Source organism: Terrimonas sp. (assembly GCF_003075435.1).
GTDB lineage: Bacteria > Bacteroidota > Bacteroidia > Chitinophagales > Chitinophagaceae > Agriterribacter.
The window spans coordinates 543,004-563,744 of record NZ_QCZJ01000001.1; the positions used below are offsets into that span (position 1 = coordinate 543,004).

General features: G+C 40.2%; 17 protein-coding genes. 9 read left to right on the plus strand and 8 right to left on the minus strand.

Translation table 11 applies throughout. From position 1 onward, the window contains the following. Positions 1 to 92 precede the first annotated feature (92 nt). A complete protein-coding gene (locus DC498_RS26055) occupies positions 93 to 644 on the plus strand; it encodes a hypothetical protein (protein ID WP_165813720.1) in 552 nt (183 codons plus the stop codon). Between the two features lie 126 nt (positions 645 to 770). Here the strand turns inward: DC498_RS26055 and DC498_RS02240 are convergent, their stop codons facing one another. From DC498_RS02240 to dnaB, 5 genes are all read right to left on the minus strand, one after another. Continuing rightward, positions 771 to 1,406, minus strand: a complete 636-nt coding sequence (locus DC498_RS02240; RefSeq protein WP_116872469.1) for a peroxiredoxin — start codon at positions 1,404 to 1,406, stop codon at positions 771 to 773. An 84-nt stretch (positions 1,407 to 1,490) separates the two neighbouring features. Beyond that, positions 1,491 to 2,639: a DNA polymerase IV gene (gene dinB / locus DC498_RS02245; RefSeq protein ID WP_116872470.1), complete on the minus strand. Its 1,149-nt coding sequence runs from the start codon at positions 2,637 to 2,639 to the stop codon at positions 1,491 to 1,493. Between the two features lie 14 nt (positions 2,640 to 2,653). Then, complete coding sequence (locus tag DC498_RS02250) at positions 2,654 to 3,358, minus strand: RsmE family RNA methyltransferase (protein ID WP_116872471.1); 705 nt, start codon at positions 3,356 to 3,358, stop codon at positions 2,654 to 2,656. Positions 3,359 to 3,456: 98 nt separating this feature from the next. Beyond that, entirely contained in the window at positions 3,457 to 5,526 is a 2,070-nt protein-coding gene (locus DC498_RS02255) for a tetratricopeptide repeat-containing sensor histidine kinase (RefSeq protein WP_165813721.1), read from the minus strand. 165 nt (positions 5,527 to 5,691) lie between these two features. Continuing rightward, positions 5,692 to 7,254: a replicative DNA helicase gene (gene dnaB, locus DC498_RS02260; RefSeq protein ID WP_116872473.1), complete on the minus strand. Its 1,563-nt coding sequence runs from the start codon at positions 7,252 to 7,254 to the stop codon at positions 5,692 to 5,694. 467 nt (positions 7,255 to 7,721) lie between these two features. Here dnaB and pheT point away from each other — a divergent pair, with 467 nt between their 5' ends. After that, the gene (gene pheT, locus DC498_RS02265) at positions 7,722 to 10,151 is read left to right on the plus strand and encodes a phenylalanine--tRNA ligase subunit beta (RefSeq protein WP_116872474.1); all 2,430 of its coding nucleotides are present in this window, start codon (positions 7,722 to 7,724) and stop codon (positions 10,149 to 10,151) included. 18 nt (positions 10,152 to 10,169) lie between these two features. Then, positions 10,170 to 10,460, plus strand: coding sequence for a hypothetical protein (locus DC498_RS02270; protein ID WP_116872475.1), 291 nt, complete (start codon positions 10,170 to 10,172; stop codon positions 10,458 to 10,460). Here the strand turns inward: DC498_RS02270 and DC498_RS02275 are convergent, their stop codons facing one another. Continuing rightward, positions 10,461 to 10,715, minus strand: coding sequence for a hypothetical protein (locus DC498_RS02275; protein WP_116872476.1), 255 nt, complete (start codon positions 10,713 to 10,715; stop codon positions 10,461 to 10,463). 119 nt (positions 10,716 to 10,834) lie between these two features. On the opposite strand from DC498_RS02275, the gene DC498_RS02280 reads away from it, so the two are divergent. Next, entirely contained in the window at positions 10,835 to 11,122 is a 288-nt protein-coding gene (locus tag DC498_RS02280; RefSeq protein ID WP_116872477.1) for a cell division protein ZapA, read from the plus strand. 182 nt (positions 11,123 to 11,304) lie between these two features. Here DC498_RS02280 and DC498_RS02285 read toward each other — a convergent pair whose 3' ends face one another. Both DC498_RS02285 and DC498_RS02290 read right to left on the minus strand, forming a co-directional pair. Next, on the minus strand, positions 11,305 to 12,774 hold the full coding sequence (locus DC498_RS02285) for a hypothetical protein (protein WP_116872478.1): 1,470 nt from the start codon (positions 12,772 to 12,774) through the stop codon (positions 11,305 to 11,307). A gap of 29 nt (positions 12,775 to 12,803) precedes the next feature. Next, positions 12,804 to 15,563, minus strand: a complete 2,760-nt coding sequence (locus DC498_RS02290) for a TonB-dependent receptor (protein WP_165813722.1) — start codon at positions 15,561 to 15,563, stop codon at positions 12,804 to 12,806. A 238-nt stretch (positions 15,564 to 15,801) separates the two neighbouring features. Here DC498_RS02290 and DC498_RS02295 point away from each other — a divergent pair, with 238 nt between their 5' ends. The 5 genes from DC498_RS02295 (at position 15,802) to DC498_RS02315 (ending at position 20,721) form a co-directional block, all read left to right on the plus strand. After that, a complete protein-coding gene (locus DC498_RS02295; RefSeq protein ID WP_240627821.1) occupies positions 15,802 to 16,446 on the plus strand; it encodes a DUF47 domain-containing protein in 645 nt (214 codons plus the stop codon). A 70-nt stretch (positions 16,447 to 16,516) separates the two neighbouring features. Next, the gene (locus DC498_RS02300) at positions 16,517 to 17,710 is read left to right on the plus strand and encodes an inorganic phosphate transporter (RefSeq protein ID WP_116872481.1); all 1,194 of its coding nucleotides are present in this window, start codon (positions 16,517 to 16,519) and stop codon (positions 17,708 to 17,710) included. Positions 17,711 to 17,797: 87 nt separating this feature from the next. After that, positions 17,798 to 18,658, plus strand: coding sequence for a glucose-1-phosphate thymidylyltransferase RfbA (gene rfbA / locus DC498_RS02305; protein ID WP_116872482.1), 861 nt, complete (start codon positions 17,798 to 17,800; stop codon positions 18,656 to 18,658). A 17-nt stretch (positions 18,659 to 18,675) separates the two neighbouring features. Next, complete coding sequence (gene galE / locus DC498_RS02310; protein ID WP_116872483.1) at positions 18,676 to 19,734, plus strand: UDP-glucose 4-epimerase GalE; 1,059 nt, start codon at positions 18,676 to 18,678, stop codon at positions 19,732 to 19,734. 30 nt (positions 19,735 to 19,764) lie between these two features. After that, complete coding sequence (locus DC498_RS02315; RefSeq protein ID WP_206197504.1) at positions 19,765 to 20,721, plus strand: transketolase family protein; 957 nt, start codon at positions 19,765 to 19,767, stop codon at positions 20,719 to 20,721. Positions 20,722 to 20,741: the final 20 nt, after the last annotated feature.

Consider the following 20,741-nt stretch of genomic DNA (forward strand, 5'->3'; position numbering starts at 1 on the left):
AGGGTATATAAAAAGCGTAACTATATAGCTACGCTTTCATTATTGAGAAACATTATTATCTGAAAACAGTTTAGCTAAATAACAAACCACTGTTGTTATCTCCTTCGTCTGTCGATGGGGTATCATCTTCTACGATTGGAGGTTCAATAACAGCCTCTTCTGTAACTATTATTTCTTCTACCACTATTACATCAGGTGTAATCACTTCCTGCGGAGCTGATTTTGGTGGAGTTGATTTCTTTTTAGGTGCCGCTTTTTTAACAGGGGCTTTTTTTACTGTTGCTTTTTTTGCCGGTGCTTTTTTGGCTGGCACTTTTTTAGCTGGAGCCTTTTTTGTCGGTGCCTTTTTTGCCAGTGCTTTCTTTTTGGGAGCTACTTTTTTTGCTACTTTTTTTACCACCTTCTTAGCCGCTTTTTTTGCTGCCTTCTTAGCTACTTTTTTTGCAGGCGCCTTTTTCTTAGGAACTGCTTTTTTTACAGCTTTTTTTACCACCTTCTTAGCTGCTTTTTTTGCTGCCTTCTTAGCTACTTTTTTAGGCGCGGCCTTCTTTTTTGGAGCAGCCTTTTTAGGAGCACTTTTTTTCTTTGCTTTAGCCATGATTGTTGGAATTTATTGTGTTTGTAGAAGAGATGTTTTGATGTAGAAAATTAGGAATAATATTTAGAATATGTACAAAGCTTACTTATTTTTTTTCATTCAATAACAAAAACCCCTCAGGTATTACTACCAAAGGGGTTTTTATAAAGAAAAATCAACGATTCCGCTGATCTTACAAATTAGGTTGAGGTGTATAACGCAGGTATGGTTTTACCACCTTAACACCTTTAGGGAACTTTTTGATAGCATCTTCTGTTGATACAGCAGGAACTATTATAACATCTTCTGTTGGCTTCCAGTCTGCAGGGGTAGCTACGCTGTAATTAGCGGTTAATTGCAATGAATCAATTACACGCAATACTTCATAGAAATTTCTTCCTGTAGATGCCGGGTAAGTAATGGTGAGCTTTACCTTTTTATCAGGCCCTATTACAAATAAAGAACGAACAGTAAAGTTCTCAGATGCATTAGGATGGATCATACCGTATGCAGTGGCTACCTTCCTTTCAGGATCTGCTATGATAGGGAATTTTACATCCGTATTCTGTGTTTCATTAATATCTTTTATCCAACCAGTATGCCTGTCGAGAGAATCAACACTTACAGCAAGCACTTTCACATTGCGTTTAGCAAATTCTTCCTGTAATAATGCTGTTTTGCCAAGTTCGGTAGTACATACCGGCGTATAATCAGCAGGATGAGAAAAAAGAACACCCCAGCCATCGCCAAGATATTCGTAAAAATCAATTTTTCCAGCGCTGGTTTCAGCGGTAAAATTTGGTGCTATATCACCTAAACGCAAACTCATAATACTTCTGTTTAAAAGTTAAAAATTGGATTGCAAATATATTGTTTTCCTACTAACCTTGTAGACTATTTGTATAAAAAAAATTTAAATTGTTCTCCCCCTCACTATTGCGCCCTTACCAAACCGGTCTTTCACCGCGTCAATCGCTTTATACAAGCCTGCCTTTTTCTCCGTATTCTCAAACAGGTTCGTCTGCAGGGCTTCATTGGTTAACTCACTCAGCCTCACTCCTATAAGCCGCACAGGCTGCCCTTTACGGTACAGCTTATCAAACAGGTCTTTGGCTACCGGAATCAACTCATCATCATAAAATGTGTAGGGAATACTAGTTTGCCTGGAAGTAGTCTCAAAATCAGGGTACCTGATCTTTACGGCTATACAGCCGGCCATTTTATTATCCTGCCTTAGCTCAAAAGCTATCTTTTCCGTCATGCGCACCAGTTGCGAAAGCAGGAATTCCACGCTTGTTTTGTTTGAATCGAATGTGTTTTCTGTAGATACTGATTTTGCTTCGTGATAAGGAATTACTTCACTGTTATGCATACCCTGTGCCCGGCTCCATAACTCAACGCCATAGTTGCCCAGCCAAAGTTCAAGTTCAGCAGGTGTTCTGCTGCCGATATCACCCAGGGTTTTAATGCCCATGGTCAGCAGCTGCTGGTAGGTTTGCGTTCCTATACCCGGCATTCTGTCGGCAGACAAGGGCGCCAGGTATTCTTTTTCCATACCGGCGGGCACCTGCATATAGCCATTGGGTTTTGCTTCATTAGTGGCTATTTTAGCAACAAGTTTATTTGAAGCCAGTGCAAAAGAAATAGGAAGCCCGGTTTTATCAATGATCTCCTGCCGCAGGTCAATTGTCCATTGCCAGGGATTAAAATACTTATGCATGCCCGTAAGATCAAGATAAAATTCATCTATGGAGGCTTTTTCAAACAGCGGCGCTTTCGCGGCTATGATTTCCGTTACCCATCGGGAATATTTGCTATACTCACCTCTTGTACCTTTTACAACCGCTGCATCAGGGCATAGCTTCATTGCTTTAGCCATAGGCATGGCTGAGTGTATACCATATTTTCTTGCCTCGTAACTACAGGCTGCCACCACTCCCCGCTCCTTACTACCACCCACAATCAAAGGTTTTCCTTTTAATGAAGGGTTGTTAATACATTCCACCGACACAAAAAATGCATCAAGATCAAAATGAGCGATTATTCGTTGGGGAGATGGCATAATATAAAGGCAATTTACTTAATAGCCAGTAAAACCGCGGCAGCTATACCGGCAGTTTCTGTACGAAGCCTTGTATTACCCAGGCTCACAGGCTTAAATGCATGCTGCAGGGCTAATGTTATTTCCTGTTCCGTAAAATCGCCCTCGGGTCCTATGCAGATGGTTATATCATCATTGCTATCTGTAATTTGCCGGAAAGATTGCTTTGCTTCGTCAATACAATGGGCTATGCATTTTACAGTATTGTTGTGCGCAGGTAACCAGTCTTTAAATTTTACCGGTTCCGCAAGTACAGGCAGCCATGCCTGCCGGCTTTGCAGCATGGCGCTTATCATGATCTGCTGCATGCGGTCATAGCGGAAATGCGCTTTTTCAGTACGTTCACATAATAATGGCACTATATTACTTATGCCGGTTTCAACAGCTTTCTCCAGAAACCATTCAAAACGCGCCGCGTTTTTTACCAGTGAAATGGCAATGGTTGATGTACGGGAAGAAGATGGTTGAAAAGCATGTTCCTGTATAGTTACCACACAGGCTTTTTTATGTTCATCAAATATATTACCAATAAAAACATTTCCCTTTCCGTCTGTAAGGCTCAGGGCATCACCCTTCCTCATGCGCAGCACCTGTATAATATGTTTGGAGTTGCCCTCATCAAGCGTAACCCGCGGAGCATTTATAGCTATATTTTCTGCAAAAAAAAGAGGGAGCGGCATGTATAATTGTTATTGCCTGCAAATAAAAGAAACTTTTATCCAATCGGGTCAATTGGCGACTTGCAGATTTTTTGCAGGCAGCACACAAAATGCCTGCTTTACGCCGCAATCGGAAGTGAAACATAAAATACAGTGCCCTTATCTTCCATACTTTCAAACCATATATCTCCACCATGATTTGCAATAATTTGTTTACAGATAGCCAAACCAAAACCAAAAGACGATTCACCCAATGTTCCCTTGCGTTTTATATCGGGATCCATTTTGAAAATCTTTTCCCTAAATCCTTCCGGTATACCAATGCCATTATCCTTAATACCAATTACGACATGCTTATCTTTAACGGTAGTGCTAATTTCAATATGCTCATTTTGCGGGCTGAACTTAACCGCGTTGCCCAGCAGGTTGGTAAAAACACGCCAAAGCTTTTCCCTGTCGCCAATCACCTTTACGGCAGCTATATCAGCCTTTATTGTTTGCGATTTTTTATCTGCTTTTATCTGCAGCATTTCTATACAATAGTTGATCAGCACATACAGGTCGATCGGTTCTTTCTTTAAATCGTTTACATTACTGTTTACATTCAAAAGCTCCTGGATAAGCTCGATAGAATGATAACTCGACTCCCGGATCATTTCGAGCATTTTCCGTTCCAGGTCACCATAGCTGTTTTCCTTGAGCAAAAAATCGCTCACTCCTGCTATGCCTGCTATAGGGTTGCGGAGGTCATGCGCCACTATCTTCATCAGCTTGCTGTTATCATCATGACTGGATTGCAATGCAACGAGCGTTTTCTCCAGGTGATTTTGCTTTATATGTAAACGCTCATTTAATTCTCCCAAAGTTTTTACGTGCTTTTTTGATTGCTTGTAGTTCCCCCAGATAAGTAAAGACACAACCACAACCGCAATAACAGCTAACCCAAGCAGGGAAATATAAAATCTTTTACGCTCATCATCCTGCTTAAAAAAGTATAGCTCATTCTGACTCTTCAGGAAACTAAATGTCTGATTAATATCTATAGCCAGCCTTTCCCGTTCAATGGCATTAAGAGAGTCTTTTATAGTGATAAATTTTGAGAGATAATTATTAGCCGTTGAATAATCTTTTCCGGCAGAAGCATATTTTGCTTTAAGATTATACCATCGCTGCAACAATTCTGCGTTGGGCATAATATCCAGCAGTTGTTTTAATGAATCAAGCACAACATGCGCCTCGTTTAAACGCAACTGTGTGATATACAGATCTGCCAGTTTGGATTGTGAATAAGGAACATCTTCTGTAGCACGATGTGGTTCGCTATTGATAGCAATACTTGCTCTCAGCAATCGCTCTGTGGCAGTATCATTTCCAACAGCCCTTAAATCTGTAGCCATGTTTCCATATACAACACCTATTGCACTCTGCACAAAATCGGTATCATTTATTTTCTTATTGTTTTTATCGTACTTAATAGCTTTAAACCGGTTAAGTTCAATATACCTTAACGTACTGTCAAAATAATAAATAGCGGAATCATGTATTCCCAGCCGGCTGTAGCATAAGCCTATGTTATCAAGGTTACTTTGATGATTGGCAAAGAGTACATAATCGTTATCTATATTATCGTCCTCTTTACAAGCTGTTTTTTGTTTAGCAGCCTGTTTAAAGTATTCAATAGCTTCCTTATACTGCCTGTGCCTGTAAGAAACCATTCCCAGTTTTGCACTGTAATCTGCGTATAAACACTCATTTCCTGATTTATAAATGGCTTCTCTTGCAAGATAATAGTAAGTAAAGGCTTCGCTGTATCTTTTTAATGCATGCAGGTCATCTGCCTTTAACGATAAAGCCCGCGGATACCATAGTGTATATTCCGGCGTATTCTTATACTCGTTCAATAACAAAAGCGAACTATCAGCATAGAGCAGCGCTTTTTCACGATCTCTTTTATAGGTATAAAAATACCCCCGCCTGTTGTTATAAATCTGGTATGCCCGTTTTAATGGCGGAAGATCATCATAAACAGAATCTATCGCCTTAAAATAATGTGCGCTGTCGTCTATAAAAGACTGAATTTTTTTAAACCGGAAATCATCAGTATCAATATCCTTAATTACTGTTTTTTCATTGCAGGCATGTAGAAAAAGCAGTGCAGGCAGTAAGAGCAGTTCAATGAACCGCAACAAAAGATTTAAGTTAGTTTTTGAACACATCATCTGGCGTACATTCAAAAATAGTATTTATATAACGTCAGAGATTTGCAAATTTTAACTAATACGGCATAAAAATTAAAAAAAGCCTTTCATCGCTGAAAGGCTCAATGCCAGATCCCGTGGCAACCTCAAAATATATTAAAACGGAGCATCTTCATCAAATCTGCTATCATTCATCCTGCTCCCTTTCTGTATAAACAATCTTGCCGCATCGTCTCCCGAATCACCGGGTAAGGGTTTCCAATTACTACCCGGCTGTGCTATTCCTCCAAAATCATCAGATTCCATCTCAACGAACTTTTGAATATGCAGCAAAGCGCGGAGCTTTATTGTTTCCAGAGAACCATTACGATGCTTGGCAATTCTCACATGGGTTTCCCCTTTATTGCTTTCACCCATTTCATTTGCGGTGATATTATAGTATTCCGGGCGGTAGAGGAACATCACCATATCGGCATCCTGCTCAATAGCGCCGGATTCTCTCAAATCACTTAACTGGGGCATCTTATCGCCATCTTTTCTTTTCTCTACTTCGCGGCTCAGCTGGCTTAATGCGATAATCGGTATCCCTAATTCTTTAGCGAGCCCTTTCAGGTTTCTTGAAATCGTACTGATCTCCTGCTCCCTGTTTGAGCTGCGTTTATCACCAGTGCCACTCATCAGCTGGAGATAGTCAATAATTACCAATCCAACATTATGCTTATTTTTTAGCCTACGGCATTTCGCTCTTAATTCAAATATGTTTAAGGCAGGCGTATCGTCAATAAAGATGGGGGCATTTTGCAGGCGCTGTATACCATTGCGGTATAGCTGTTCCATTTCATGCTGCTCCATCTTACCTCTTGCAATTTTTTCGAGCCATATTTCGCTTTCGGCACTTAATATACGTTGCACAAGCTGGGCGGAGCTCATTTCAAGACTAAAAAAGGCGATGGGTGTAGGCTTGGTAGGATGCAATGCGGCATTACGGGCAAGGTTAAGTGCAAAGGCTGTTTTACCCACGGCAGGGCGGGCGGCAAGAATAACCAGGTCGGTAGGCTGCCATCCATAAGTAACCCTGTCGAGCGAAGGAAAGCCACTTGGCGCACCGGTTATATCTTCCTGGCGGTTGCGCATATCTTCAATGCGCTGAATGGTTTTTACCAATACAGCATCAATACTGTCAAAGTTTTTGCGCAGGTGATTATTGGTGATGTCGAAAAGCTTGCTTTCCGCTTCATCAAGCAAATCAAACACATCTGTAGAATCTTCATACGCATCGCTGATGATCTCTCCGCTTATGCGGATAAGGTCGCGCTGGATAAATTTTTGCAGAATAATACGGGCATGCGTTTCAATATTAGCCGCAGAAACTACAACGCTGGTAAGTTTGGTAACATAGTATGGGCCGCCAATCAGCTCCAGTTCTTCTTTTACCTTCAATTCCTCTACTACGGTTAAAAGATCTATAGGCATACTTTTTTGTGCCAGGCTTTGCATAGCACGGAAAATACGCTGATGGGCGTCTACATAAAAACACTCTGGCTTTAAAATTTCAACAACCGTGTCAAAAGCTGTTTTTTCAAGCATAATCGCACCAAGTACCGCTTCTTCCAGATCTCTTGCCTGTGGAGGCACTTTGCCATATACCATAGTACTGAGATCAAGGGTACTTTTTCTGCGGGCTTTCCGATCTTTGTTCAGATTAGTAAGGGGGTCCATTAAAAAAATTTATATATAGAGTAATTATTTTAAATCTTGTGTTCCCAAGGTTAATCTCAAATCCATTATTTCACTGCCCGCTGCGCTTTGTTACCGGAATATTAAAATAACATTACCGGAATGTTACCAAAACTTTGTTGGGACGGCGAATTTAAGCTCAATGATTTTTGATAACCAAATTTACTTAGCCTATTTTTTTATTAATAGATGTAAACAATAATTTACAGCTTTTTCACAGATTTTTGGGTATTATCCACTGTATAAAATTATTTATACACAGACCGGCAGAAAAATACGCCTGTTTCTCTTTGCTATCCACATCCTTTGTTAGTAATAAATGCCGCTTGATTTTTTGGTTTCAAACAAGAAATAACAGTATGGCATTTCAGCGATTTTATATGCTCTGATCAATTTAATTATCTTTGCCCGCGCTCATTTAAGCGCTAAATGAAACAGTATTAAATATTATGACAATCAGCTATAATTGGCTTTCCACGTATTTACCGGTAAAAATTGAACCAGAAAGGCTCTCCATTATATTAACCTCTCTCGGGCTTGAGGTAGAAAGCTTTGAACCTTATGAAGAAATCAAAGGCAACCTGGAAGGATTGGTGACAGGATATGTTACAGAAGTAGAAAAACACCCTAACGCGGATAAACTGAGGGTTACAAAAGTAGATACCGGGAAAGGTGAGCTGCTGCAGATTGTATGCGGCGCGCCTAATGTTGCAGCAGGACAAAAAGTGATAGTTGCACCTGTTGGCACAACCATTTACCCTCTTAAAGGTAACCCGGTTACCATGAAAGTAGCCACTATCCGTGGCGTGGAAAGCTTCGGCATGATCTGCGCTGAAGATGAAGTAGGCATCAGTGATAATCATGCGGGCATAATGATACTGAACGATGATGCGGTACAGGGCATCCCGGTAGCCGATTATATAAAGCCGCAAAAAGACTGGGTTTATGAAATAGGGTTAACACCCAACCGCATGGATGCCATGAGCCATCTTGGTGTTGCCAAAGATGTTTGCGCTTATTTAACGGTGCATGATCATCAAAATCATTTTGTACAATACCCGTATAAAGATGATTTTAAAAAAGATACCAACGCGCCTGCATTTGATATAACTATACAAAATACCGAAGCCTGCCAACGCTACAGCGGGGTGTATATTGAAAACGTAACTATTAAAGAAAGCCCGGATTGGCTGAAACAGCGGTTGAAATCTATAGGTATACGTTCTATCAATAATATAGTAGATATCACGAATTTTATTTTGCATGAAACAGGGCAGCCCTTACATGCATTTGACGCGGATAAGATTAAGGAGCGAAAAGTGATCGTGCAAAACCTTCCGGCAGGAACAACATTTATTACGCTGGATGAAAAAGAACGAAAACTGAATGGGGAAGATTTAATGATATGTGACGGAAACGGAACGCCTATGTGCTTTGGCGGTGTATTTGGCGGATTGGATAGCGGTGTAACAGCCAGCACAAAAAACATATTTCTTGAAAGCGCATGGTTTAATCCTGTTGTAATACGCAAAACATCTTTCAGGCATAATTTGCGCACCGATGCCGCGGCGCGTTTTGAAAAGGGGGTTGATATCAGCAATACAGTTAGCGTATTGAAACGGGCTGCCATGCTCATTAAGGAGCTATCCGGCGGTGTAATTGCATCAGATATTATTGATGTTTATCCGGATCCCCAGCCTCAAAAACGCATTACGCTCACGTATGCTTACCTGAAAAAATTAAGCGGAAAAGTATATAATCCTGGCACAGTTGAAAATATTCTTACCGTATCAGGATTTAAAATAGTAAGCAATACAGCCGAAGCCATTGTGGTTGACGCGCCTTACAGCAAGCCTGATATTGAATTACCTGCTGATGTGGTGGAAGAAGTGATGCGTATAGATGGATACGACAATGTTGAGATTCCGCAAAGCATATTCATCAGTCCTTCTGTTGAAGCGCTGGGTTTTCAAAACGCTTTTAAAGAGAAGATAGCCAACTATCTTTCCGGTAATGGCTTCTATGAAATTTTTACCAACTCTATTACCAACAGTGGGTATTTTTCGGAGGAAGTACTGCAAACAAGCGTGAAAATGCTGAACAGCCTCAGCGCTAACCTGAATATTATGCGCCCTTCTATGCTGGAAACAGGGTTAGAGTGCATACTGCATAACCTTAACCGCAAGAACAATAATCTCAGGCTGTATGAATTTGGAAAAGTATATTCCACATCGGGTGTTGGCAGGTATAGCGAAACTGAAAAACTGAGCTTATATATTACCGGCTTAACGCAGGAATCGTCCTGGAAACACAAAGATGAAAAAAGTGATATTTACTACCTGAAAGGCATAGCCGAAAGCATTTTGCAACTCGCCGGCGTTGAAAGATACTCCATCACTATAGTTAAAGCCAGGCAAATGCAGTACGCACTGGAAATAAAGCAGGGAAATACAGTATTAATATCATTAGGTCTGGTAGAAAATGCTGTTACCAAAAAGTTTGACATAAAACAGCCGGTTTATTATGGTGAAATTGAATGGGAGGCATTATGCGGTTTGGCTGCAAAACAAAAATCAGGCTATAAAGAAATACCACGTTTTCCGGCAGTGCAAAGAGATTTGGCAATCGTGATTGATAAAAATCTTTCTTATGAAAAAGTGGAGCAATCTGTTGCAAAAGCCGGCATTAAGAAACTACAATCCTTAAAGCTGTTTGATTTATTTGAAAGCGACAAACTGGGGAAAGACAAAAAATCATTTGCAATAAACTTTACCTTTATTGATACGGAGAAAACATTGACAGATGCAGAGATTGACGGCATGATGCAAAAGATCATGAAAACATTTGAGCAGGATCTGTCGGCTGAAATAAGGAAATAACGATAATATGCATGCAATATGAGCAATATTGAAGCACATATAAGCCGGGTAAATGATAAGCTGCAGGTGCTGATGAAGCTATACGACAAGCTTGAAAAAGAAAATGAAAAACTTAAGCAGCAGCTTGAGCAAAAGGAACGCACGGAAAAAGATACACAGGAAAAGGTAAAGCAGTTGCAGCAGCAGGCTGAGATAGCAGCAGCGGTTTCAGGGGTGCCGGATGAAAAAAACAAAAATGAGCTGGAGAAAAGGCTTAACGCATATATAAAAGAGATAGATCAATGCATTGCAATGTTACAGCACCAATAATCATATTCTTTTAACGAGCCGCATTCTTAATGCTTCTTTATCATTGGAAATTTCCAGGATATATACACCATAAGGAAGATCATTCAAACCCTTCCAGGAGAATGTTTTTTGATCAGGAGAGATTTTGGTTTCGAGCATGCTGCATACTTTTCCGGTCTCATCCTTAAGTATGGCCTTCAGGTATACAGAAGGTTCATCACCCAGTTCAAAAACCAGGGTGTCGATAAACACCAGCGATCTTAGTTTTGCGGGCATACAATCAGGTTTTCATGTACGGATATTTATACCTAATATGAAAAAGCTACTTTTGATAAACGTAAAATATTCAATTTTATGTTGACAAATTGTTTATAACGTCATACAATAACCGAAATATGGATCAACTCATTGCCATAAACGTACCAATAGGAGACAGAACATATCGGATTAAGATAGCTCCCAATGACGAAGGACAGGTAAGGAAAACCCTGAAGATCATTAATGATAAAATCATTGAATTTAAGACAGAGTTTGCAGGAAAAGATATGCAGGATTATATTTCAATGGTATTGCTGTGGTATGCCACCCAGTTGCAAAGTGGTAAAGCCAATGTACTGGAAAATGATTTTTCCGAAGCATTAAAAAAGATGGAAAAGCAGTTAGATAAGGCGCTGGGTATTTAACAAATATCAACCAGGAATGCCTTTTTATCAGGGTAACATTTAGAGGTTAGTTTCATTGGTTATGCAGCAGGGTAAAATAATGCCATAGCTACAAAGGATAGTGAGTTGCAGGAATCAAAACGCTGAATAAATAAGCATCGCCTTTTTTGACGATGCTTATTTATTAAAATTTACATACAGGATCAGTTATTCGCGAATTTTGTCCAGCCTTTGTGCCAGCCTGCATATTCGCCGGCAGGTGCAATCGCTCCCAGGAAATTCACCTTTGTTATAAACGTTCTTGCAGTAATAATCGGATCGTCAAAATAAGTATATGAGTCTTTATCTTTTTGATCTACCAGGATTGAAGAAGCATTACCGAAAGGAATAAAATCAGGTGTTGAATAATCAAACGGACGGGTATATAAATTGTCGGCAACATCCAACTTCCTGTTTTTATATTTAGCATCCAAAAACCAGTTATAAATATCATCTGTGGTTTTACCCGTAACATCAGAATTACTTCCTTTAGTATAGCTGACAGGAGTTTTACATCCGGCAACAATCACCCCTCCTATTCTTAATGTGTTATCATCAAATATATTTCTATCAGTTGCCCTTCCTGTACTTGCATCAATAAGAATACCAGTAGGCCAGCCAAGAAACACTGAATTTACAATAGATATAGAAGAATTTCTCCTGATCTGCGCGCCAGCAAGATAGTTGCTGTTGCCCACATTGCTCAATGTAGCCAACGGCCCTACAGAAGTGACATTAGAGAATACAGCCCTGGTTTGTGGCGTTACAGTAGAACCGGCAGCATTGTTATCACTTTCAAATGATTCTGATTTTGAAATATCAGCAATCAGAGAATCTCTAACGATCAAACCAAATTGTACACTGCCGCTATAACCGTTATCCGTATCAAAATCGTCATCCTGTGTTTTATATGCAATAAGATATTTGCAGTTCACCGTACCGCCGAACCACTCAAACGCATCATCTTTTGCATAAGAAACCTGCACGTGATCAATTGTTGTGCCGCTACCTACTGCTGCCAGGGTAAGGCTGTTTACTTCTTTATCAGGCTGGTACGCATAGCCTGCATATTCAATTCTTACATACTGTAATGTTCCGCTGTTGTCAGCGTCATCAGGTGTAGCACCGCCACCTGCAAGCCCGTCGCCATTAGCGTTATTAATTCCACCTTCTACCTCAAGTATACCTTTACCGCCACCGGTGCCGGTAAACTCTGTATTAATGCTTGCCTTTCCGCAAATTACTATACCGCCCCAATCCCCGGAACGGGGGTCAGGTGAGGAGCTGGTGAACACAATCGGCTCATCCTGTGTACCCTTTGCTTCAATTTTAGATCCACGCGTAATTACAAGTGCTGCTACGTTTGTTCCTTTATAATCCCCCTTAACTGTAGCGCCGGCTTCCACCGTTAATGTAGCACCATTGGCTATATAAACAATACCAGACAAAATATTTTCATCGCCCTTCTTTAATGTAATATTTTCAGTAATACGTCCAGTTAACGTAACAGTAGAGCCATTGCCATTGCCATTACCGTTACCATTTCCACTTCCGCTACCATCCATTTCAATTTTACGGCAACTGGCTGTCATCAATATTATCGCCACTGCAGCCGATAGTGTAAATTGTTTCATGTATTTTTTGTTTGTTTTGTGTGATTGTTTTATAAACTGTAATTGAATGTTATACTAAAGGTTGTTCCCCATTTGCGTGAAAAACGGATGGGGTCTTTATCTTTCTGAAAGCTTGTTTTATCATCAGTATTCTGGTAGAAGTACTGTGTTTGATTTAAGATGTCTGAAATATTCAATCGTATTTCCGCTTTATTCTTAATAAGCTTTTTTGCTAACTGAAAGTCAAGAATGGGTCTTGCGGCTTCATATATATCAGGCGAGCCCGCGCCGGCAGATATATCTCCTACAAGGTATATGCGCTCTCCGATCTGGTTAAATAAAACAGTTGCTGTAATACCTGATTTCTCCAAATCATACATCAAACCAAGGTTAACAGTGTAGGGAGATTGCCCCTGCAAAGATCTTTTCAGGTTAAGTCCTTTATCTTCTACCCTGCTGTATATGTATGCCGCATTTGCCTGGAATGTGAAGTTTTTAAGCGCGTTTACGAAATCAAGCTTTTGGCGTATTTCCAATTCTGCACCGTATGATTTTGCTTTCTCCGGGTTTTGATAATTGAAAGTACTGGCGCCACCGCTGCCGGCGTTAAATATCTGCTCAATAGGATCAGCGAAGTATTTATAAAAAACTCCAATAGAAAATATTTCACCGGCGCGTGGATAAAACTCATACCTGATATCAGCATTAGAAACCTTTGTGCGTTTTAATGCAGGATTGCCCTGTATGGAAGCATTCAATTCAAAATCGTAGAGGTTTAAGAATGCCAGCTCTCTCAACTCCGGCCTGATAACGGTTTGCGAACCTGACAAACGAAGATTGGTTTTACTGTTTAATTTCAGTGTTGCATTCAAGCCCGGCAAAAAGTCATTTACTTTTGAATATGTATATCTCGGGTCGCTTGTTTTTGTACTGCCTACCAACTGATCATAATTTTCTACACGCAATCCCCAAACTACACGCAGCAACGGCGAAAATTGATTATCAAACTGAATATAACCTGCATTGAGAATTGTATTAGCGAGATAACGGAAATTGGTTCCTTTAATAATATCAAAAGCGAATTTGTTACTGTTGCCGGCACCGTCTCCAAAATTTCCAGGTGCAAAAACCTGGTCAGCGGGCAACTGGCGCAATGCTGCATTATCTACAGGCAAATACACTGAAAAAGGTTTTGCATCGTACAAACGGTCTTTTACCTGCAGCATATAACCGCCCTTAACGGTTTGCTTTTGATTAAAGAGATTGAAATTATAGTTCAGATCGCCGCCCGCAGTGTATATATAATCATTGAGTGTTTGATATATCCTGCTGCCACTTTCCTGCGAAAGTGAGTTTCCTATAGCAAGCAGATAGGGATCCTGTGAGCCGATGGTTTGTGTATATAATATCCGGCGCTGATCAGGAGTATATGCATCCAAAATATTAAATGAACCATACCATTTTAATTTTAACGGAGCAGCTAAACTATGCTCACCAATTGCCTGCACAGTAAAAAAAGTATTCTGCCTGAATTTTATTTCAGCGCCATAAATATTATCATTACGGACATTGCTTATACCTGAGCGGTTAGTGATGAAGTTGGTAGTATTAACATTTAAAACAGACTTAACAGAAATTTTGTTGAGTGAATTAAGCTGCATGGTCAGGCTGCCCAAAGCACCCCAGCTTACATCCTGCGAATATTTATCGTCATTATAATTATAATCAATTGAAACATTCTGCTGATCTATAGAATTCACCCTGTTCAGTAATTTCTGGTAACGGTTGATTTTATTATATACTACACTTATTACGCCACCGGTTTTTTTACCAAATAATGTAGTATTCATTCCCCCGTTTACCTGGAAGGAAGTATTAAGCGGTGCTTTTCCTTTTACACCGGTCCAGGAATTTTTCATGGATTTACCAATAGCGGCTTTATCAGCGGCAGATAATTCATCAAACTGTGATTTAGTGGTATACGTTGCCGGTAAACTGCGATAACCATCATCAACACCAAGCCAGTCAAATTTGCCTCCGGGCACTTTATAAAAATCTTTACCTACTGTTTGGGAATTAAAGCCGGTGCCCACCTGCACATTAAAAAAATTCTTCGCCGGCACATCTTTGGTATTGATCTGTATCAACCCGCCTGCCCACTCGCCGGGAAACTCCGGAACAAAGGCTTTATTGATAACGATATTATCAACGATCTGCGCCGGGAACATATCAAAAGAGAACGCTTTACGATCAGGCTCAGTGCTGGTAAGTAAAATTCCATTCAGCATTGCCTGGTTGTACCTGTCTGCCAATCCTCTCACTACCACAAATTTATTTTCCTGCAGGCTCACTCCGGGTATGCGTTTCAATACTTCTCCGGTATTTCTGTCCGGGCTTCTGCGTATACTTTCGGCTGAAATAACAGAAGCAACGGTATTTGTATTTTTTTGAAATTGTATAGCAGAAGAAACCGTTTCCATTCTTGCACTGGATTTCTTTGCTGTTACAACAATGCCTTCCAGGTCTTTTGCTTTTACATTGATTACTACGTTCAATTCATTAACCTGCCCGCTGCTCACCTCCACATCCGTAATAGTTTTATTTTCATAGCCAACTGCAGAAAATTCAAGTTCATATTTCTTACCAATGCTAAGAGATAATGTATATATACCCCCGATATCCGTTACTGTTCCTGAAGCTCCGGTTACTTTTACCGTAACGCCGGAAACCGGTTCGTTTTTTTCATTTATTACCTTACCAGACAACTTAACTGTTTGAGCCTGAACAAATGAGAAAGAAAATAAAAGCATGAATACCGCACAACTTTTTAGCTTGATCTGCATACCAGAATTTTCGGCAAAGGAATACAGGTACTGTTACCGAATGGTTACCGGAATATTAATAGTAGATTACCGGAATATTATGCAAACATTACCCCGGTGTAGAAAATGTGCATTTTAAAAATTTCCAATGTTAAGAAATCATTAAGTATAAAAATATTTGGCCGACCGCAAATGATAAAACTATTTTTGTCCAAATTTTTTGTTCATGCTTAATTCTATAATGAAGCTTTTTCTACCTAAAGACAGGATCTTTTACCAGTTATTTGAAGAGGTAGCATCCAAAGTATTAGAAATGGCCAGGAAGCTGAGGGAATTGATGCATGAACCTGATCATGATAAAAGATCTGCCATTGCTTCGCAAATTGAAGAGCTGGAACATGTGAATGACGATCTTACCCATAAAATTTTTACCGAATTAGGCAGGAACTTTATTACCCCTTTTGACAGGGAGGATATTCACTACCTCGCGTCCGCGCTGGATGATATCGCGGATTACATCCATGCTTCTTCCAAAAAAATAAAATTCTACAAGGTTAATCCCAATGAACAGGGTATGCAAAAATTTGCAGACCTGATTGTTGCCGGCGCCGAACATATAAATATCGCGGTGCATGAACTGCGCAACATGAAAAATCTGCGCCAGATCACGGAGTCATTGGTAAAAATCAATAGTATAGAAAACCAGGCTGATGATATTTTTGACATGAGCATAGAACGCTTATTTGAAATGGAGCCTGATGCCAAAGAAGTAATAAAGAAAAGGGAAATATACCAGGTGCTTGAAATTGCTACAGATAAATGTGAAGATGCTGCCAATGTAATTGAATCTATTATTGTTAAATACGCATAATGTTTGAAAGCCTGATAACATTATCACCATATTACAATCGTATCATTATCAGATTTTCAAACCTGTTTGTATGACCCTGTTAGTAATCATCATAGTTCTTGCGCTTATTTTCGATTATATTAACGGATTTCATGATGCCGCTAACTCCATAGCCACCATCGTATCTACAAAAGTGCTTACGCCTTTCCAGGCTGTGCTATGGGCCGCATTATTCAACTTTATCGCCTTTTTTATTTTTAAAGATCATGGTGTAGCTAACACTATTGCCAAAACCGTTAAAGAAAGTTATATAACATTACAGGTAATTTTAGCCGGGCTTTCTGCAGCCATTATATGGAACCTGCTTACCTGGTGGTTTGGTATTCCTTCATCTTCTTCGCATACACTCATTGGTGGTTTTGCAGGTGCGGCCATAGCGCATGCCGGTTTTGAATCGATTAATATAACCCCGGTTTTGCAGATCGTAGCCTTCATACTTCTTGCGCCACTCATTGGTATGATCATGGCTTTTATTATATCGCTCTGGTTTATTAACTCTTTCAGAAAAAGTATATGGCCTAAAGTGTTTTCTTTATGTATACTGTTTGCGGTTGGAATTGTTTTATACAAAACTATGGAGTTCGACCCTGCCAAACTATCCTCTCATTATAACAGTTATATACTTAAAGTGATTTTTCATTCTCATAACTTCAAGATGGTTCTTATGGGATTCATCATGACGGTGATGTGTATTTTTACCCTTTACCTCAGCAGGCTGAATGCCCACAAATCAACGGTATGGTTTAAGCGTTTACAACTGGTTTCTTCTGCAGCTTTCAGCATTGGGCATGGTGGCAATGATGCGCAGAAAGTAATGGGTATTATTACCGTTGCGCTGATTGCTCATGGCAACATACAGGAGTTTGAGCAAATGCCTACCTGGGTTCCTATTTCGTGCTATACGGCTATTGCGCTGGGCACGCTGAGCGGCGGCTGGAAAATTGTAAAAACAATGGGCAGCCGTATAACAAAAGTTACGCCCTTTGAAGGTGTGGCTGCAGAAACAGCAGGTGCCATTACCCTGTTCCTCACAGAACATCTTAAAATACCTGTAAGTACCACACATACCATTGCAGGCTCTATTATGGGTGTGGGTGCTACCAAAAGATTATCTGCGGTGCGCTGGGGCGTTACTGTTAATTTACTGTGGGCATGGATAATAACCATACCCATCAGCGCATTAATGGCAGGATTGATATATTATATCTTCCATTTCTTTTTTTAATCATAAGCTGTTTTCATATTAGGCAAAACAGGGTATCTTCGCCGCCGCTATATTATTATAAACAATAATAAAAAAAGCGGGTAAATAATGAAAGGAATTATTCTGGCGGGAGGATCCGGCACACGCCTGTATCCCATTACATATGCCATCAGTAAACAGATCATGCCTGTGTATGATAAGCCGATGATATATTATCCCTTATCTACACTGATGCTTGCAGGCATACGCGATATCCTGATCATTTCAACACCACATGATCTTCCGCAATTCAAAAAATTATTTGGTGACGGAAGCCAGTTGGGTTTGAATTTTTCTTACGCAGAACAAGCAACACCAAACGGATTGGCCCAGGCTTTTGTTATTGGCGAAAAATTTATCGGTAAAGAGAAAATAGCGTTGATATTGGGCGATAATATTTTTTATGGCGCAGGGCTTGGCCGCCAGCTCAGTGGTAACAGCAACCCTGATGGCGGCATAGTATATGCCTACCAGGTAAGCGACCCGGAAAGATATGGCGTGGTAGAATTTGATGAAAACATGAACGCGCTATCAATAGAAGAAAAACCTGCTAAACCCAAAAGCAATTATGCGGTGCCCGGCATATATTTTTATGATAACGATGTGATACACATTGCTAAAAATTTAAAGCCATCACCAAGAGGCGAATATGAGATTACAGATGTAAACAGAGAGTACCTGAGGCAGGGAAAGTTGAAAGTATCTGTACTTGACAGGGGCACTGCATGGCTGGATACAGGAACATTCGATTCATTAATGCAAGCCTCTTTATTTGTGCAGGTTATTGAGCAGCGGCAGGGCATAAAGATTGCCTGCATTGAAGAAATAGCTTACAGAAAAGGGTTTATAACCAAAGAACAATTACAACAAATCGCCCAGCCGCTTATTAAAAGCGGTTACGGTGAATATCTGCTGAACTTAGTATCTTGAGTTAATTTTTATTGGATATGAAAAAAATTTTGGTAACAGGCGGATGCGGGTATATTGGATCACATACTATTGTTGATTTAATTGAAAATGGCTTTGATGTTATATCAATTGACGACAACTCCCGTTCATCCACCTTTTTATTAGAAGGCATTGAAAAGATCACCGGGAAGAAAATCAAGAATTATAAAGTTGACCTGTGTGATTTTAATGATACCAATGCTGTATTTGAAGAAAATGAAGATATAGCAGGCATCATACATTTTGCAGCATATAAGGCAGTAGGGGAATCAGTGGAGAAACCGCTCATGTATTTTGAAAATAACCTCCTGTCTTTGATCAACCTGCTGAAATGTGTGGAAGCCTTCAAAATACCTTATTTTGTTTTCTCCTCTTCCTGTACGGTATATGGCAATCCTGATAGCATTCCTGTTACAGAACTAACGCCAACTAAACCGGCGGAATCTCCCTATGGCTATACCAAACAAATGGGCGAACAGATCATTGGCGAGTTTACCAAAGCGAACAAGGATACCAAATGTATTTTGCTGAGGTATTTTAACCCGGCAGGCGCGCATCCTTCCGCGCTTATTGGTGAGTTGCCGATTGATAAGCCACAAAACCTTGTACCGGTTATTACTCAAAGTGCTATTGGTAAAATACCCGGCATTACAGTTTTTGGCGACAAATATCCAACCAGGGACGGATCCTGTGTAAGAGATTTTATACATGTTTCAGATCTTGCACATGCTCACACGCTGGCTTTGGAATTTCTCATCAATAATAAAAACAAAACAAACCCTGAAATTTTTAACCTAGGTACAGGCGAAGGCATAACGGTGCTTGAAACCATTAAGGCATTCGAAAGGGTTACCGGCGTTAAACTCAATTATACTGTTGGAGCCAATCGTCCCGGAGATGTTATTGCCATTTATGCCAATAACGATAAAGCCAAGACCATTTTAGGATGGCAAACTTTATACAGCCTGGAAGATATACTGGGAACAGCCTGGAAATGGGAACAAAAGCTCAAAGACGACGAAAAATTATTTACAGGAAAAAATATCCAGTTGAATTAATCCATATTTTGCGCAACTAAAGAAATTTTTATGCTGAAAGAAATACAGGTAAGCGGACAAAAAGATACAAGAAGTGGTTTTGGTGATGGAATTTATGAATTAGGAAAAAAGAATCCGAATGTGGTGGCGCTTACCGCCGATCTTGCCGGTTCAATGAAACTCAATGCTTTTATTAAAGATTTTCCGGACAGGTTCATACAATGTGGTATTGCCGAAGCCAATATGATTGGCATTGCCGCCGGCTTAACAATAGGTGGCAAAATACCGTTCACTACTACTTTTGCCAACTTTTCAACCGGCCGTGTATACGACCAGATCCGCCAGTCTGTAGCTTATTCTGGTAAAAATGTAAAGATATGCGCCTCTCATGCAGGCTTAACACTGGGTGAAGATGGTGCTACACACCAGATACTGGAAGATATCGGCATGATGAAAATGCTGCCCGGGATGACGGTTATCGTGCCATGCGATTATAACCAGACAAAAGCGGCTACCATTGCCATAGCTGAGCTTAACGGCCCCGTTTATCTGCGCTTTGGCAGACCTGTTTGGCCGATATTTACCGCCGCAGATCAAAAATTTGAAATCGGTAAAGCACAGGTATTCTCTGAAGGAACAGATGTATCCATTTTTGCATGCGGGCACATGGTCTGGAAAGCCATTGAAGCGGGTATTATACTGGAGGAGAAAGGATTAAGCGTGGAGGTAATCAATATACATACCATTAAGCCGCTGGATGAAGAAGCCATCCTTAAATCTATCCGTAAAACCAAATGTGCCGTAACAGTTGAGGAGCATAATATTATCGGTGGATTAGGCGATGCTGTTGCACAGGTTGCAGCAAAGCATTTTCCTGTGCCGTTTGAATATATTGGAACCAAAGATACATTTGGAGAAAGTGGCAAACCGCTGGAACTGCTGAAAAAGTATGGTTTAGATACCCCTGATATTGTTGCCGCTGCTGAAAAAGTAATAAAGCGGAAATAACATTTGCAAATCACTTATGC

Bases quoted from the DNA above. Each gene is read 5' to 3' on its own strand.
- DC498_RS02240 (WP_116872469.1), bottom strand. From the start codon at position 1,406: ATGAGTTTGCGTTTAGGTGATATAGCACCAAATTTTACCGCTGAAACC.
- dinB (WP_116872470.1), bottom strand. From the start codon at position 2,639: ATGCCATCTCCCCAACGAATAATCGCTCATTTTGATCTTGATGCATTT.
- DC498_RS02250 (WP_116872471.1), bottom strand. From the start codon at position 3,358: ATGCCGCTCCCTCTTTTTTTTGCAGAAAATATAGCTATAAATGCTCCG.
- dnaB (WP_116872473.1), bottom strand. From the start codon at position 7,254: ATGGACCCCCTTACTAATCTGAACAAAGATCGGAAAGCCCGCAGAAAA.
- pheT (WP_116872474.1), top strand. From the start codon at position 7,722: ATGACAATCAGCTATAATTGGCTTTCCACGTATTTACCGGTAAAAATT.
- DC498_RS02270 (WP_116872475.1), top strand. From the start codon at position 10,170: ATGAGCAATATTGAAGCACATATAAGCCGGGTAAATGATAAGCTGCAG.
- DC498_RS02275 (WP_116872476.1), bottom strand. From the start codon at position 10,715: ATGCCCGCAAAACTAAGATCGCTGGTGTTTATCGACACCCTGGTTTTT.
- DC498_RS02280 (WP_116872477.1), top strand. From the start codon at position 10,835: ATGGATCAACTCATTGCCATAAACGTACCAATAGGAGACAGAACATAT.
- DC498_RS02285 (WP_116872478.1), bottom strand. From the start codon at position 12,774: ATGAAACAATTTACACTATCGGCTGCAGTGGCGATAATATTGATGACA.
- DC498_RS02290 (WP_165813722.1), bottom strand. From the start codon at position 15,563: ATGCTTTTATTTTCTTTCTCATTTGTTCAGGCTCAAACAGTTAAGTTG.
- DC498_RS02295 (WP_240627821.1), top strand. From the start codon at position 15,802: ATGCTTAATTCTATAATGAAGCTTTTTCTACCTAAAGACAGGATCTTT.
- DC498_RS02300 (WP_116872481.1), top strand. From the start codon at position 16,517: ATGACCCTGTTAGTAATCATCATAGTTCTTGCGCTTATTTTCGATTAT.
- rfbA (WP_116872482.1), top strand. From the start codon at position 17,798: ATGAAAGGAATTATTCTGGCGGGAGGATCCGGCACACGCCTGTATCCC.
- galE (WP_116872483.1), top strand. From the start codon at position 18,676: ATGAAAAAAATTTTGGTAACAGGCGGATGCGGGTATATTGGATCACAT.
- DC498_RS02315 (WP_206197504.1), top strand. From the start codon at position 19,765: ATGCTGAAAGAAATACAGGTAAGCGGACAAAAAGATACAAGAAGTGGT.